Origin of the sequence: uncultured Kriegella sp. (assembly GCF_963975415.1) — a bacterium.
Lineage (GTDB): Bacteria > Bacteroidota > Bacteroidia > Flavobacteriales > Flavobacteriaceae > Kriegella.
The window spans coordinates 205,563-219,853 of sequence record NZ_CAXBGN010000001.1; the positions used below are offsets into that span (position 1 = coordinate 205,563).

The 14,291-nt window shown below is 39.2% G+C and carries 13 protein-coding genes; 8 read left to right on the forward strand and 5 right to left on the reverse strand.

The window, feature by feature from the left end; all coding sequences use genetic code 11:
* Positions 1-27: 27 nt before the first annotated feature.
* Positions 28-2,001, reverse strand: a complete 1,974-nt coding sequence (locus AACZ88_RS00890) for a dehydrogenase E1 component subunit alpha/beta (protein ID WP_339704811.1) — start codon at positions 1,999-2,001, stop codon at positions 28-30.
* A 130-nt stretch (positions 2,002-2,131) separates the two neighbouring features.
* Between AACZ88_RS00890 and AACZ88_RS00895 the strand changes: the two genes are divergently transcribed.
* From AACZ88_RS00895 to AACZ88_RS00915, 5 genes are all read left to right on the forward strand, one after another.
* Positions 2,132-3,082, forward strand: coding sequence for a 2-oxoglutarate and iron-dependent oxygenase domain-containing protein (locus AACZ88_RS00895; protein ID WP_339704814.1), 951 nt, complete (start codon positions 2,132-2,134; stop codon positions 3,080-3,082).
* Positions 3,083-3,085: 3 nt separating this feature from the next.
* Positions 3,086-3,409: a translation initiation factor gene (locus AACZ88_RS00900; protein WP_339704816.1), complete on the forward strand. Its 324-nt coding sequence runs from the start codon at positions 3,086-3,088 to the stop codon at positions 3,407-3,409.
* 124 nt (positions 3,410-3,533) lie between these two features.
* Positions 3,534-4,466, forward strand: a complete 933-nt coding sequence (locus tag AACZ88_RS00905; RefSeq protein WP_339704818.1) for a DUF1835 domain-containing protein — start codon at positions 3,534-3,536, stop codon at positions 4,464-4,466.
* Positions 4,467-4,472: 6 nt separating this feature from the next.
* Positions 4,473-5,345 carry a nucleoside phosphorylase gene (locus AACZ88_RS00910; protein WP_339704820.1) on the forward strand — a complete coding sequence of 291 codons (873 nt, stop codon included), beginning with the start codon at positions 4,473-4,475 and terminating at the stop codon, positions 5,343-5,345.
* A gap of 66 nt (positions 5,346-5,411) precedes the next feature.
* A complete protein-coding gene (locus tag AACZ88_RS00915) occupies positions 5,412-6,269 on the forward strand; it encodes a substrate-binding domain-containing protein (protein WP_339704823.1) in 858 nt (285 codons plus the stop codon).
* Between the two features lie 9 nt (positions 6,270-6,278).
* Here AACZ88_RS00915 and AACZ88_RS00920 read toward each other — a convergent pair whose 3' ends face one another.
* The 3 genes from AACZ88_RS00920 to AACZ88_RS00930 form a co-directional block, all read right to left on the reverse strand.
* Positions 6,279-6,704 carry a response regulator gene (locus AACZ88_RS00920; protein WP_339704826.1) on the reverse strand — a complete coding sequence of 142 codons (426 nt, stop codon included), beginning with the start codon at positions 6,702-6,704 and terminating at the stop codon, positions 6,279-6,281.
* A 174-nt stretch (positions 6,705-6,878) separates the two neighbouring features.
* Positions 6,879-7,544 (reverse strand): uracil-DNA glycosylase, encoded by a 666-nt coding sequence (gene ung, locus AACZ88_RS00925; RefSeq protein WP_339704828.1) that lies wholly within the window; start codon positions 7,542-7,544, stop codon positions 6,879-6,881.
* Between the two features lie 547 nt (positions 7,545-8,091).
* Positions 8,092-9,408, reverse strand: a complete 1,317-nt coding sequence (locus AACZ88_RS00930) for a serine hydrolase domain-containing protein (RefSeq protein ID WP_339704830.1) — start codon at positions 9,406-9,408, stop codon at positions 8,092-8,094.
* A gap of 348 nt (positions 9,409-9,756) precedes the next feature.
* Here AACZ88_RS00930 and AACZ88_RS00935 point away from each other — a divergent pair, with 348 nt between their 5' ends.
* The gene (locus tag AACZ88_RS00935; protein ID WP_339704833.1) at positions 9,757-11,073 is read left to right on the forward strand and encodes a TlpA disulfide reductase family protein; all 1,317 of its coding nucleotides are present in this window, start codon (positions 9,757-9,759) and stop codon (positions 11,071-11,073) included.
* A gap of 149 nt (positions 11,074-11,222) precedes the next feature.
* On the opposite strand, the gene AACZ88_RS00940 is transcribed toward AACZ88_RS00935, so the two are convergent.
* Positions 11,223-12,275, reverse strand: a complete 1,053-nt coding sequence (locus AACZ88_RS00940) for a DUF6340 family protein (protein WP_339704836.1) — start codon at positions 12,273-12,275, stop codon at positions 11,223-11,225.
* Between the two features lie 210 nt (positions 12,276-12,485).
* Between AACZ88_RS00940 and AACZ88_RS00945 the strand changes: the two genes are divergently transcribed.
* Both AACZ88_RS00945 and AACZ88_RS00950 read left to right on the forward strand, forming a co-directional pair.
* The gene (locus AACZ88_RS00945; RefSeq protein ID WP_339704839.1) at positions 12,486-13,409 is read left to right on the forward strand and encodes an aldolase/citrate lyase family protein; all 924 of its coding nucleotides are present in this window, start codon (positions 12,486-12,488) and stop codon (positions 13,407-13,409) included.
* Positions 13,409-14,251 carry a hypothetical protein gene (locus AACZ88_RS00950; protein WP_339704842.1) on the forward strand — a complete coding sequence of 281 codons (843 nt, stop codon included), beginning with the start codon at positions 13,409-13,411 and terminating at the stop codon, positions 14,249-14,251. The genes AACZ88_RS00945 and AACZ88_RS00950 overlap by 1 nt, the downstream gene beginning before the upstream one ends.
* Positions 14,252-14,291 lie beyond the last annotated feature (40 nt).

Consider the following 14,291-nt stretch of genomic DNA (forward strand, 5'->3'; position numbering starts at 1 on the left):
GAATAGAATTAATTATTAACCTTGATGTCAGTAAGCCAGAAGTGATAATAGTTCTTTTTCAAACCGTTGTTTCGGCAAGTAATTGTCTTCCAGTTTTTTAGAAAACGGGATAGGAGTTTCCAAACTGGCAACCCTTCGTATGGGAGCATCGAGGTATTCGAAGCAGTTTTCTACGACCAAGGCAGAAATATCACTGGCGATACCACCAAACAGACTGTCCTCTTGAAGAATAATGAGTTTTCCTGTTTTTTTGACGGAGGAAAATACAGATTCCATGTCTAAAGGCATCAACGTGCGCAAATCAATAAGGTCGGCCTTTATTTGAGACTGCCTATTCAGCGTTTCCAAGGCCCAATGCACGCCCAAACCATATGAAACTATAGTGATATCATCGCCCTTCCTTAACAGGCCGGCCTTTCCAAAAGGAAGGGTGTAATAGCCCGTAGGAACATCTTGATAACTGCTTCGGTACAAACCTTTATGCTCAAAAAACAACACAGGATTAGGATCATTAATCGCCGTCGCCAATAACCCTTTGGCATCATAAGGAAATGCAGGGTACACTACTTTTAAACCTGGTGTCTTGGTAAACCAAGCTTCGTTGGTCTGCGAGTGAAAGGGTCCGGCGCCTACTCCACCTCCACAGGGCATACGTATGACCACATCTGCAGGCTCGCTCCACCGGTAATGGCTTTTTGCCAAATAATTTACAATAGGATTAAAGCCGCTGCTCACAAAATCGGCAAACTGCATCTCAACCACGGCTTTCATTCCATTGATAGATAAGCCCATGGCTGCCGATATAATACCCGATTCGCAAATAGGGGTGTTACGCACCCTGTCTTTTCCAAAAGTTGCCGCAAACCCCTTGGTTACTTTAAAAACACCTCCATAATCCGCAATATCTTGCCCCATAAGCACTAGGTTTTGATGACGCACCATAGACAGTCGGAGTCCGTCGGAAACTGCATCGACCAAACGTATACTCTTTACCTCCTTATCACACTTATGTTCTTGATATACAACACTTTTAAACACATCACTTATCTCATTGCTTACATCTTCAATTTCCTTTTCTTCAAAAGCAATATTTAGACTTGCACTGATTTCTTGTACGATATCATTCCGAAGTTTAGCCTCCAGCCCCTTATCCATAATTTTGTTTTCCAATAGAAACTGCTTGTAATTTTCGATAGGGTCTTTTTTCGACCATTCCGACAACATTGCTTCAGGAACATATGCTGTGCCGCTCGCCTCTTCATGTCCGCGCATTCGAAAAGTTTTAAACTCCAATAAAATCGGTCTGGGATTGCCTCTCATACTCTCCGAGAGCGATGTGACTTTAGTAAAAACTTCCAATATATTATTGCCGTCAATCGTATACGATTCTATGCCGTAACCAATTCCCTTATCACTAAGGTTGGTACAGCGATACTGTTCGCTTGTCGGTGTCGATAGCCCATAACCATTATTCTCAATACAAAAAAGTACCGGTAAATCCCATACTGCAGCTATATTTAATGCTTCGTGAAAATCACCTTCGCTAGTACCCCCTTCGCCCGTAAAAACTGCTGTAACGTTTTTTTTCCCTTTCAGCTTGTCTGCCAAAGCAATTCCGTCTGCGACTCCCAATTGCGGACCTAAATGGGAAATCATTCCAACAATTTTATATTCCTGTGTTCCGAAATGAAAGCTACGATCTCTTCCCTTGGTAAAACCACTACCCTTACCTTGCCATTGGGCAAACAGGCGATGTAAAGGCACATTGCGTGTTGTAAAAACTCCCAAGTTCCGATGCATTGGAAGTATATACTCCTCGGTTTTCAAAGCACTGGTGACCCCTACCGAGATGGCTTCTTGCCCGATGCCGCTGAACCACTTGGAGATTTTACCTTGCCGGAGAAGCACCAACATCTTTTCCTCGATCAAACGTGGTACTAGCATTCGTTTGTACAGGGTTATTTGGGTAGACGAGTCAACGTCTTTGATGTTATATTGCATGTACATCTAAAATATGATATTCTCTTATATGCCATAAAAGTAAGAAAATTGGAGTCCATAAAAACTATCACTTTCAAAGGTTGTATGCCTTATATTTTACTAACTTTGATCAAATCAAAACACAGAACGTATGAGTGCGATACCCAGCGTGAATTTGGAAGAGTTTCTATCTGGCGATGAGGCAAAAAAGCAAAAATTCATTAAAGAAATTGGAGCAGCTTTTGAAAATATCGGTTTTGTAGCCCTTAGCGGACATTTTCTTTCGGAGGCTTTGGTCAAAGATTTATATGATGAAATCAAAAAGTTCTTCACCCTTCCGCAAGCGGTCAAAGATACGTATGAGATTGCGGGCATTGGCGGCCAAAGGGGTTATACTTCTTTTGGCAAAGAGCATGCAAAGGGACGCAAAGAGGGTGATTTAAAGGAGTTTTGGCATTTTGGGCAATATGTAGAGGACAATCCGAAACTGGAATCGGAATATCCAGCTAACGTGACCGTAAAAGAGTTGCCCGACTTTAATAATGTGGGCCAAGAAACTTTTAAAATGTTGGAGAAGACCGCAAAATATGTGCTCCGAGCATTAGCGCTGCACCTCGATTTGGAGGAAAACTATTTCGATGCATATATTAAGAATGGCAACTCTATTTTGAGACCTATACATTATCCACCGATTACCCAAGCCCCTAAAAATGCCGTACGCGCCGCAGCCCATGGCGACATCAATTTGATTACGTTGCTCATGGGGGCGCATGGAAAGGGGTTGCAAGTTAAAAACCATGAAGGCAAATGGGTCGATGCCATTGCAAAGCCCGACCAGCTTATGATCAATGTTGGTGATATGCTTTCGCGACTTACCAACGACAAACTGAAGTCGACCATTCACCAAGTTGTCAATCCACCAAAAGAATTTTGGGGCACATCCCGATATTCTATTCCTTTCTTTATGCATCCTATTAGCGAAATGCCACTGAATTGTTTAGAAAATTGTGTTGACAAGGCACACCCCAAGCAATTTGATGACATCACGGCAGGGGAATTTCTCAACGAACGATTGATAGAGCTCGGATTGATTAAAAAATAGCACATGGACCTTCAAGACCAATTAAAAAATTTGTTTCCAGAACACACACCTTCCGAAGAAAAAAAACCGGTAAAAAGTGATATCTGGCTTCAAGATGACCCTATCATTTGTAAATATGAGAAGAGAAAGGGCAAACCCATCACAATTTTGGAAGGATATAACGGAGCCGATAAAGATTTTAAAAAATTGGCCAAAGAGCTCAAGACCAAATTGAGTGTTGGCGGTACGATAAAGAACGAAGCAATTATCATACAAGGGGACTACCGCGACAAAATAATGGAAATTTTAAAAGGAAAAGGATTTAATGTCAAACGTGTTGGTGGGTAAAGCCTGCCACAATAAAACACGGCGTTTCTGTGTTTTATTAATGAGGAGCATTGTTTTCTGTTAATTTTTTTTGTTATTTTCGATTAAATATTACTTTTATTATCCAAATTAAAACCACACCAAGATGAGTTCCCTTTTACATATAACTAACGGAGATAACTTTACGGAGAAATTAAAATCCTTAAAGTTAAAGGGAGACATTATTACCTGGCGTGAAATGCTGTGTGAGGGTAAGACTGAAACCAATGTGGGTAGTGAGTCTTTCTGGAAAACCCGATTCGAATTTCTCAATAAAAATTACAAAGTATCGAAATCTTGGTTTATTGAAAAGACCTTAAAAGAATATCGTTCATTGTGCAATCATAAACAGGAAGACCATATCGTTCTTTGGTTCGAGTATGATCTTTTTTGTCAAGTGAACATGCTCGCCGTGCTTAGTTGGCTGCAAACACATAGGAAATACGCCGAAATATCGTTGGTTTGCAGCGGTAAGGAAGATGATACCGATACCATGTATGGGCTCTGTGACTTGAGCGATGAACAATTACTCAATATGTATGAGAATAGAACGATTCTCAATCAAGACGATATTGAATACGCCGATTATGTCTGGCAGCTCTATTGTAGCGACAACCCGATTCGTTTGGAGAACTTAAAAGATTTTGAGGAATTCAATTTTAAGTACTTATCGGACGCAGTAAACAGCCATCTACATCGGTTCCCTACCATTAAAAATGGACTTAACCGAATGGAGAACAACATATTACAGCTCTCCTTAGATCAAAAGCCCGCATCAAGAAAGGCGTTTGTTGATATTCTTCTTAAAAATCAAGGGAGCCTTGGTTTTGGAGATTCACAGTATGATAGGGCCATTACCCGCCTTAAGCCTTTGTTCGCTACTTTTAATCCCGTGAAATTAACCCGTAAGGGAAAAGACATTTTGGAAGGCAAAACAAGTTATTACTCCTGCATTCGAGATAATGACGTCTACTTAGGAGGAGCTTTAAAGTACAATTTTCTTTACAATACCGATGCCAATCGAATTCTAAAGCTTTAAGATAAGATGGCTTTAAACGCTTCAGAGCTTATCTTAAATGCCGACCAAAGCATCTACCATCTCAATTTACTGCCCCAAGACTTAGCCCACACAATTATCACCGTTGGGGATCCCGACCGGGTAAAGGAAGTATCCGACCATTTTGACACCATTGAACTTAAAAAGGGAAAGCGGGAATTTATAACACATACCGGAACACGTAACGGAAAACGAATCTCCGTAATTTCCACTGGAATTGGCACTGATAATATTGATATTGTGCTCAACGAATTGGACGCTTTGGCAAATATTGATTTTAGCTCACGTACCATTAAGGCAAAACATACCCAATTAGATATCATTCGCATAGGAACATCGGGAGCCATTCAGTCCGATATTCCAATCGACTCCTTTTTACTAAGCGAGTATGCCGTTGGATTGGATGGATTATTGCACTATTATAGCAACAGCGACATACAGCACCGTGACTTTCAGGAGGCCTTTGTGCAACATACAAATTGGGCCACTGAAAAATCAACACCGTATGTTGTTTCATATGATTCAAAATTGGCCAAAATGATAATATCAAATCGTATACGATTAGGTGTGACCATTACATCTACAGGGTTTTATGGTCCTCAAGGTAGGCAACTGCGTTTGGTCGCCAAGCATAACGAGTTTCTCTCTAATCTTCAAACCTTTCAGCATAGCCATCTACAAATAACCAATCTTGAAATGGAAACTTCAGGTATTTATGCCCTCTCAAAATTGTTGGGTCATCGTGCAATTTCCTTAAACGCAATATTGGCCAATCGAATTACGGGAGCTTTTTCCCGAACGCCCAAAAAAACGGTTGATGAACTTATTCAATACACCCTCGAACGATTAACGGGTGGATGATCAAGTTTAAAAATTTGGAAAATTGAAGTGTACATTTAGATTAATAGTTTAAAACTAAAATATTTTATGAAGAAAGTAAGCATAATTGGTGTTCCCGAACACTTCAATCTTCCGTGGCATATGGCCATTGAAGAAGGAGCTTTTGCTGCACGCGGAATTGAGCTCGAATGGACCGACGTACCAGAAGGAACTGGTAAAATGTGTCAAATGCTTCAAAACGGGGATACCGATATGGCCATCATTCTTACAGAAGGACTTATCAAAAGTATCACAGAAGGCAATTCCTCGAAAATTGTTCAAGAATATATTGCCTCACCCCTACTCTGGGGAGTCCATGTTAGCTCTAAAAGTGATTATAAAGCGATTTCCGAGCTTCAAAATACAAAAGCCGCCATCAGCAGGTTTGGCAGCGGAAGCCACCTTATGGCCTATGTAAATGCCTTAAATGAGGGGTGGGATGCCGAAAAATTACAATTCGAAGTGATCAATAACCTAAATGGGGCCGTTGAGGCACTTACCAATGGACAGGCCGATTATTTTATGTGGGAACGGTTTACGACCAAGCCCTTGGTCGATAATGGCACTTTTAGACGATTGGGAGACTGCCCTACACCTTGGCCTTGTTTTGTTATTGCTGCTTCGGAAGCTTTCCTGTCTGAAAAAGAAGGTCTAATGCACCACATTCTGGAGATCATTAACCAATACACCATCGAATTCAAACAAATCCCCAGCATCGATAGAACGCTGGCGAATCGTTATGGCCAACAATTGGAAGATATTCAAAAATGGCTCTCGATTACACGTTGGAGCCAGGTTCAATTAGCACCGAAAGTTGTTGAAGAAGTGCAAGATACGCTACTCCACCTAAATCTAATTTCAACCGAAAATATTTTAAAACCGAAGGCCTTTTTAGGGCTTGGTTAAAAGTGCACACTATTCATTCTCAATAGTAAAAAAGTTCTTGACTATTTTTTTAAAATTGATATCGGATAGTGGTTTGTAGAGACAATCGCACACATTGTTGTTTGATAACGCCCTATATTTGACCTCTTCACTTGGTCGTGCCGTCAAGACGGTCAGGGCAATTTTTTCTCGCTCTTCTTTTTTAAAAAGGATGTTATAAGCCTCTAAAAACTCCCAACCATCCATAAGGGGCATTTCAATATCTAAAACCAAAAGAAAGGTGCCCGGTTCTATTTCGTCGATATGCGAATCTAAAAAATCAAGGGCTCGGTGACCATTGATAGCTGTATCAATCTTAACATCGGGTAATACTCTTTTCAGAAAGAGTGTATTCAACATATTAGTGGTTCCGTCATCATCGACTAACAAAACCCATTTCAAATTGGAGTTAACCATACTTTTAGCTTCGAATTCTTAAAAAAACCTTTTACCACCAACGACAGTGACAACTGTATTATTGCAAAAAGAATTAAAATTAAAAAAATTTGAGGCTAAAGTAAGTAGACTACTACAAACGTAAAAAAAAATTCATCATCAACCAAGTATTGCTTTCAGAACCCCCTTTACTTCCTACCAATCAACTTCCCTACTACCATTCGACAAAAGCAGCTCATTGGTTTTGCTAAAATGCCTGTTTCCAAACCATAATCCTCGATTGGCGCTTAATGGTGACGGGTGGCCCGAGGTCAAAATATGATGCTTCTTCTGATCTATCAATGCGGCTTTCTTTTTAGCAAAGCCACCCCATAGCAGAAAAACTACATCTTCCTTTTCTTCCGATATTTTACGAATTACTGCATCGGTGAATGTTTCCCATCCTTTCTTTTGATGACTGCCTGCTTGGTGTGCCCGAACAGTAAGGGTAGCATTTAGAAGCAATACCCCCTGGTCGGCCCAACGCTCCAGATTTCCGCTTTGAGGATACGGAGCCCCGGTATCTGTATTCAACTCTTTGAAAATGTTTACCAATGATGGTGGGTGCGGAATACCGTCACGTACGGAAAAACAAAGTCCGTTTGCCTGATTCGCACCATGATACGGATCTTGTCCGATAATCACTACCTTGATTTCGTCAAACGGGCAGTGATCAAAAGCGGCAAAAACTTCTTTTCCGGGCGGATAGCAGACATGTTGGTCATATTCGGCCTTTACAAAACCACGTAATGCCGTAAAATAAGGTTGTTCGAATTCCTTTTTTAGCTGTTTAAACCAACTTTCATGGATAGTAACACTCATTGATATACTATATTTATTAACTAAAGCTTTTCTCAATCACCATGTCCGTCCCATGTGATTCCGGTTATTATCGGACAAAATGGAAGGTTTAAAAGTAGTTAAAACTTCGGGATTACCCTGGCAGTTTAAACTGGGTAACGCATCATAATAGCCAAAATTTATTTATCTAAAAAACTATAAATAAGTTATTTATGTTTATTTACATAAAGTAATACACGAATAATAATCGCAAAGTACTTAAGAAGATTATGAGATATAAATATTGTACAACAGATCGATTTATCTTTTATAATCGCTCCTACCCTTTTCAATATATGGGATGCTTCACAGAAGATTCCTTTTAAAAGTTGCCATAATTAAAAAGCTGTTTGTTTTCTTGTCACCGAAAAATTTGGATTGTAAAAAGCGAAACACTCTTTATTAATGAATGGATTGCCCCTCTTTAAAGTTGGTCAATTGTAAAGGACAACTAAATTGCTTAAACCCTTTAAGACGACAACAAGTCATGTCACTGAATAAGATAACCGAAGTGCGAAAAACAAGCTGGTTATTCTAGCTCAATCGCCGCAGTACCATGGTTTAAAGAATGCTTTTGGGCAAACGATGGTTCGTAGATATCTTTAACAATTTCATATAAATCCGGAATCACATTTGACGCCAGTCTCGAGTGCGAGTTCAAAAGCACACAAATTCCCAAATCGGCTTCGGGGTATAAGGCAATTTCGTTTCTATAGCTATTTACACTTCCTCCATGGTGCCAAATGGTTTTTTCCCTAGTGTCGTCATCGTCCTCAACGAATTTATGAATACGCCACCCAAAACCATAATACGATTTTACATGACCGGGCCATCGTTGATAATATTTACTATGTCCAGCAATTTCAACAAAGGGATTAAAGGCTTCTTCTAAAGCGGATTTATTCAACACATCAGGATTATGCCCCAACAAAAATCGCATCCATCGACCCATATCATGGGCATTTGAGCTTATACCTCCTGCAGCAATGGCGTTATAATATTTATCCGTAAGTTTTAAGGTTCTCCAGCCCTTCCCTCTCTTTGAATGTGGTAAGGCAACATTACTTTCATGTGCCAGAGCTTCAAAATCGCTGGTAGTATTACACATTTCCAACGGCTTAAAAAACCGATTGTTCAACAAGGTATTGATTTTTTGTCCTGTCGCTTTCCGCATCATTTCACCACAGAGGGCAAACATGGCATTTTGATAGCTATACATTAAGCCTGGCTTGCTAATCGGTACGACTTCTTTAAAACGCTCTGCTATGGTCGTCATTGGCAGCCCTGCCTCTACAAGATTGGTAAAACTATGATAAGGCGTGCCTGAAGTATGCGATAAAATATTGGCCAGTGTAATTTGATTTGTATTTCTGCTATCTCCCAGACGAAACTCGGGCAAATAATCGATAACCTTATCCGTCCAAGCTAATTTGCCCTCCTGCTTTACATTGGCCGCTAAAACTCCTGCAAACCCTTTGGATAAAGATCCGAGTCGAAATACGGTTTCCCCGGTGACGAGGTCGTTCATGTTTGTGTTACGCTTACCAAAACCATCTGAAATCACAATGGAATCTCCTTGCACGATGCTTACTCCCGCACCCACGATGTCACCCTCGGCTATTGCCTTTTTGAAATAATTTCTTAGTTCAACCTGCAATTCTTGCTGCTGTTGCTTATACCGCTGCACCTCTTTTTGGTCCACCTTTTTTTTGTTGGCCTCTATATTTTCAGCCGAAAAGGTTGTCTTGGCATGGGAAGTAGGTTCGGGTTTGGTGGCGCTTAAGGTCAGAAAAAAAACGGCAAGGATGAGAAGCGTACATCCTACCAAAATTTTGAGTCGCTGCATGAATAACGTATTGTTTACTTTCGAAATGAGAGCATGAATATAAGATGAAATACTTAAATAACGGATGAAATACACATTTTCTTATAAATTTCCACGCTTTTTCTTGACAATAGCTTTTTAGGTAAATAAATGGCTACAAATTATGGCAAAAATGACCCGCTATTTATATAACAACTAGTGCTGCCTTAGTTGAAATATGAAGAAATTCTACTAACTTAGTAGACAGTGCTCAAAGGACACATTCCTGTTGTGAGAATGACAGGTATTTATTGAAACGGAGTTTACAATAAAAAATTACTGTTACTGGTTCTGCTTGTTTTAATAGCAGTTCAATGTTATACTCAGGTTGTGGGCAATGATCCCGATATAAATCAAAAAAGTATCGAATTTAACTCTTATAAAATATCTTCAAAAGTCATAGAACTTGACAAAGTCGTAAAAGGTATTGGGCCTAATGGGCATACTAGCTTAGGAATAGCTTCCAGAGACTTAATAGGTGAAGAAGAACTGAAAGGGTATCCTAAAATGAAGAGTTTACCTGACTCTTTGATAGATATGAAAGAGTACCTCTTTGTGTTAAACGATTTTCAGTTTTTTTATCAAAACTATAAACAAGGAATTTACAGCAAAGAATTTTTCCTTAAGAAAGCCAAGGGCAATAGAAGAAAACTAAAGGACACCATACGCTTATCAGATAAGAAAATCAAAAGCACCATTTCTGTAGTTGCCGGTTATGCAGCTGACAGTACTGTTGTCTATATTGTTGATGCAAACAATAACAATGATTATTCGGATGATACGCCGAGAGTGCTGCTTGATAATGTAATGAAAGAAGATGATATAGTTGCGAACTCTGAATCGGTTGATATTGAATATTATGACGGAGAAACCATAAAAAAGGATACGCAACTTGTTATGATTACCAAAAGTGGCAACGGTAAAAACATTTCCCTATCTTTCAGGTTTCCCCAATATCGATATGGCAAAGTTACTTTAGGTAAAAATGATTATCTCATAGTAGCGGAATCTATGACTTTTAATCCATCCATTTTTTTTGTTAAAGACCGACCATATTTCAACATACTCGACCAAAAGTTCAAAATTAACCCTTCTCAATATCTAGAAATAGACGGCAATTATGTTCAGTATACCCCATTATCACAAAATCTTGATAAGATAAAATTAACAATTAGCTATACGGATCAAGAGAGTAAAATAATTCCTGTATCAAATCAAGTAGGTATGTTCGCCCCGGAGGTTAGTGGAATAAACATTCTGAATAATACAAAAATTTCACTCAAAGAGCATAGGGGCAAATATGTTTTTCTTGATTTCTGGAGCACGGCATGTCCTCCATGCATCATGGAGTTTACTAAAATTAGGGCAGTATATGACAAATTCAGTGAAAAGGAAATTGCCATTATAGGAATAGCGGATGTAGCAGGTAACATCGATTTAAAGGATTTTTTAGCTGATGAAAATGTGACATGGCCCAACATTCATGAAGAAAACCCATCAACGATTATGAACGGGTACAATATTAATCTATATCCTACAACCTATTTGGTAGATCCCAATGGCAAAATAATTGCCACTAACTTGAGATGGGATGATTTAAATAATAAATTGGAGTTATTGGAAGTTGCCAAAAAAACCGTTCCGTAGACTACAAGACAATTTGTTTGGTAATATTAGCAACACTTAAAATTTCTGCCCAATCGCTCAAACTGTATAGCTGTTTTATTTGTTCCCACCAATCAAAAGAAATAATAAAAATCCCCAATAGTCATTCTAAGCCGAAATCCGAAAAATTGTTACCGCGAAGCCTGTTGTTGCTCTAGAACCTCATTTTGGGCAAAACGATATTTAAGAATATTCAAATAGCGTAAGGCATCCTTATTTTCATAATCGGCATACGATTTTGACGCCCAGTCTATCGCTTCGGGCAGATTGCCATTGATTTCGTTAATGATGGCCATATTATAACAGGCCCTTCCAGCAATCTTGGGTTTGCTGTTAGTGAGTTCCATCTCCCAGAGTTTGGCAGCACCGTCCCAATCACCAGTTTGTGCTCTACGCTTGGCCATAACGAACTTATCACTACCACGCACAAAATAATTTCTTGAAATCCTTCGCTTTTGGGGTTGTAAGCGTAAGCCGTAGGCACTTCCCATGTTTTTGCTGTATTGTACGACCGTTTCATTACGGTTGGCAATAGCCTCGAGAGCCTTTACAGGGTTAATGCCTTTACCGGCGGAATGAATCCCTTCCCGAAAGGTGAACTCGTCTAAGATTCTTCTATTTTTCGCATCATAGATGCGCCATCCTTTTTTTATTTGGGTGTTTAACTTCACTTCATGTGCCGGTACCGATACTTTGACCCCTAATGCATTGGGAAGTTGCATGGTCGTCATTGAATAGTCAACCTTTGTATCGGTATCATAAAAGGCCAATGAAAAAATAAGGTCTACGTTGTTGTGTTCGCAGAGCATGTCTATCGTTTCCCATGACAAGGTGGCCGGCCACACACCGAGCCCTTTTCGAACATCGGCTCCATTCTCCAATACTTTTACCGCTTCGAAACGGGTATCACGTTCAAGTTCGGTATGTAGTGCCGCAATGGTCGCTTCTGCACCTTTAGCATCTAGGTTTAACCCTTCAGCCGAGACAATCTTATCAATTTTATCTAGCACGCTGTTATTTTCCGAAGGCACACTACGGTTAATAATTGCGGCACTATGAACCCCAGAGGGAATAGGAACCGCAGCCGGTTCCAAGGCGCCCATAGTCAAGGTATTCGTAGCACTACAAGATGACAGAATGATTGCTGTGCCAAAAAGGATTGGAAATAGGTTTCGTTTTTTCATGGGGTGTTTTTCTAATTCAAAGTAGGTTATATGCTGAAGTTGGAGGTATTAAAACTTCCGAAGTGGACAAATTATTGTTCGAATTTCCACTTCACACAGGTCATAGGTCGAAAATATGGGCTCCATGGCTCATTTTGTAGGAAGTTGTTGCTTTCATTGGCTATTTTTCGATGTTTTAGTAGCCAATTTTAACCAAATTACTCTTTAAATATGGAGGTTTTACACTTTATCAAATATTTCAGCAAGGGGTTTACATCGTATTTTAATAAAATTTCAAAAAATAGGGCTGTTTTTATTTTTGACGTTGAAGACAGTATTCAGGACCTGAGTAGTGAAACAAGAAATCATGACTTAAAACAGAAATATCGGGATATTTTAAGAGCGTTATTAAAGTCAACCGAAGGAATCTACCAAAACCACCGTATCGGCATTCGAATCAATAGTTTTAATTCAAAGGAGTTTGAGCAAGACATCACTCTTCTCAAGGACCTCAAAGAAGTACAATGGGAAACCATCTTGATACCCAAGGTCGAAAACAGACTTGAGATCGAACAAGTGCTTTTTATATTGCATCACAACAACATAAAATTTAATAATATTGGTATTTTTGCCGAGACAAGAAAGGGTGTTTCTTCACTAAAAGAAATAATTGAACCGGCTGTCCCTGAACTTAAATATGTGATTTTCGGCCACGCGGATTATAACATCGACAGCGATATATTTCCTTTTATACACCATAGTGAAGTAACCTATTGGAAATGGGTTACCAATATACTTGATCATATGAACGGTTCTAACCTTACCTTTATCAATTCACCATGTCTATTTCTAAAGGATGATGAACTATTCAACTTTACGCTAAACCAATTGAATTTTATGTGCACCGGAAACTATGGCCAAATGACCCTAACGCATAAACAGACCGAATTGTGTAATCAATATTCACCAACTAAGCCCTACGTTACAAGTTTCCCCCCGATTGAAAAGGATCCAATTGCATATGCAAACTATATTTTGGCTAAATTGGTCGCCAAAGATGCCGATAAAAGCTTTTGTGTGGATGATAAGGGATATTTAATGAGTCCACACGAAATATTAATGGCCCAAAAGATTCTGATTTCAAACCATTCATAATGAATACAAAGAAGATAGTATTAGTCAGTGGTTGTATGGCCGTTCAAGATAGGGCCAAAAAGAACATTGTTCAAGATGATGTATATCATTGGCGTATGAAAAAGGAAATCTTCGTAGCATACGGGATTAATATAGATTTCCCCATCATTACCTATCGAGACTTGATAGATTGTTTTCCAAAGGTTAAAGAATTTTGTGGTTTAAACGCTGTAGACCTCATGGTTTTTCAAGTACGGTCGCACGATTATCTTAGCAATACCAGTTATAAAAAAAAGGCGCCAAAAGTAGCAGATGATGGCGACATAACCCCGGTAAACAAAAAAGGAAGACAAAACCTTTATCAGAAGCTCTTCGGATGGTACAGAAAGATAAAATTACATTTAAAATCTAAAGAAACAGGGTTTTACAAAGTTCTTCTAAGGTCATTACGATTAATTAGTAGAAATCTGATCAGACCATTGCTGTTGGTATTGGGGATGACCAAAAACAATCACAAGAAAGTAGAACGTAAATATGAAAATCTTTTGGTCGATATCGATGAGTACTGCGCTAAAGAAGGAATACCGGTAGTGTACCTGGGGGTAACCTCTAGACCAAATTCCTATATCGAAAACTTGATTTGTAAAAGATTAAATACAAGGATGTCCCAATTTATTACATCTATGGGCGGTACGTATATCGATATTTTTGGCAAGTACGATGACGAAAGCAACTATAAATTTGTAAGGGGAACGGATGTACCCGACCAAATATGTCTTAACGCTGTTGGTCACAAAGAAGTAGCAAATAAACTAATGGTTGAAGTCAAAGAAATTGCCTTGCCGTTAGAACAATTGGCATAGGCGTCTTACCAATTCACACCTAATCCCTACCTTTGCCATC

Coding starts and splice junctions, on each gene's coding strand:
- AACZ88_RS00890 (WP_339704811.1), bottom strand. CDS start 2,001: ATGCAATATAACATCAAAGACGTTGACTCGTCTACCCAAATAACCCTG.
- AACZ88_RS00895 (WP_339704814.1), top strand. CDS start 2,132: ATGAGTGCGATACCCAGCGTGAATTTGGAAGAGTTTCTATCTGGCGAT.
- AACZ88_RS00900 (WP_339704816.1), top strand. CDS start 3,086: ATGGACCTTCAAGACCAATTAAAAAATTTGTTTCCAGAACACACACCT.
- AACZ88_RS00905 (WP_339704818.1), top strand. CDS start 3,534: ATGAGTTCCCTTTTACATATAACTAACGGAGATAACTTTACGGAGAAA.
- AACZ88_RS00910 (WP_339704820.1), top strand. CDS start 4,473: ATGGCTTTAAACGCTTCAGAGCTTATCTTAAATGCCGACCAAAGCATC.
- AACZ88_RS00915 (WP_339704823.1), top strand. CDS start 5,412: ATGAAGAAAGTAAGCATAATTGGTGTTCCCGAACACTTCAATCTTCCG.
- AACZ88_RS00920 (WP_339704826.1), bottom strand. CDS start 6,704: ATGGTTAACTCCAATTTGAAATGGGTTTTGTTAGTCGATGATGACGGA.
- ung (WP_339704828.1), bottom strand. CDS start 7,544: ATGAGTGTTACTATCCATGAAAGTTGGTTTAAACAGCTAAAAAAGGAA.
- AACZ88_RS00930 (WP_339704830.1), bottom strand. CDS start 9,408: ATGCAGCGACTCAAAATTTTGGTAGGATGTACGCTTCTCATCCTTGCC.
- AACZ88_RS00940 (WP_339704836.1), bottom strand. CDS start 12,275: ATGAAAAAACGAAACCTATTTCCAATCCTTTTTGGCACAGCAATCATT.
- AACZ88_RS00945 (WP_339704839.1), top strand. CDS start 12,486: ATGGAGGTTTTACACTTTATCAAATATTTCAGCAAGGGGTTTACATCG.
- AACZ88_RS00950 (WP_339704842.1), top strand. CDS start 13,409: ATGAATACAAAGAAGATAGTATTAGTCAGTGGTTGTATGGCCGTTCAA.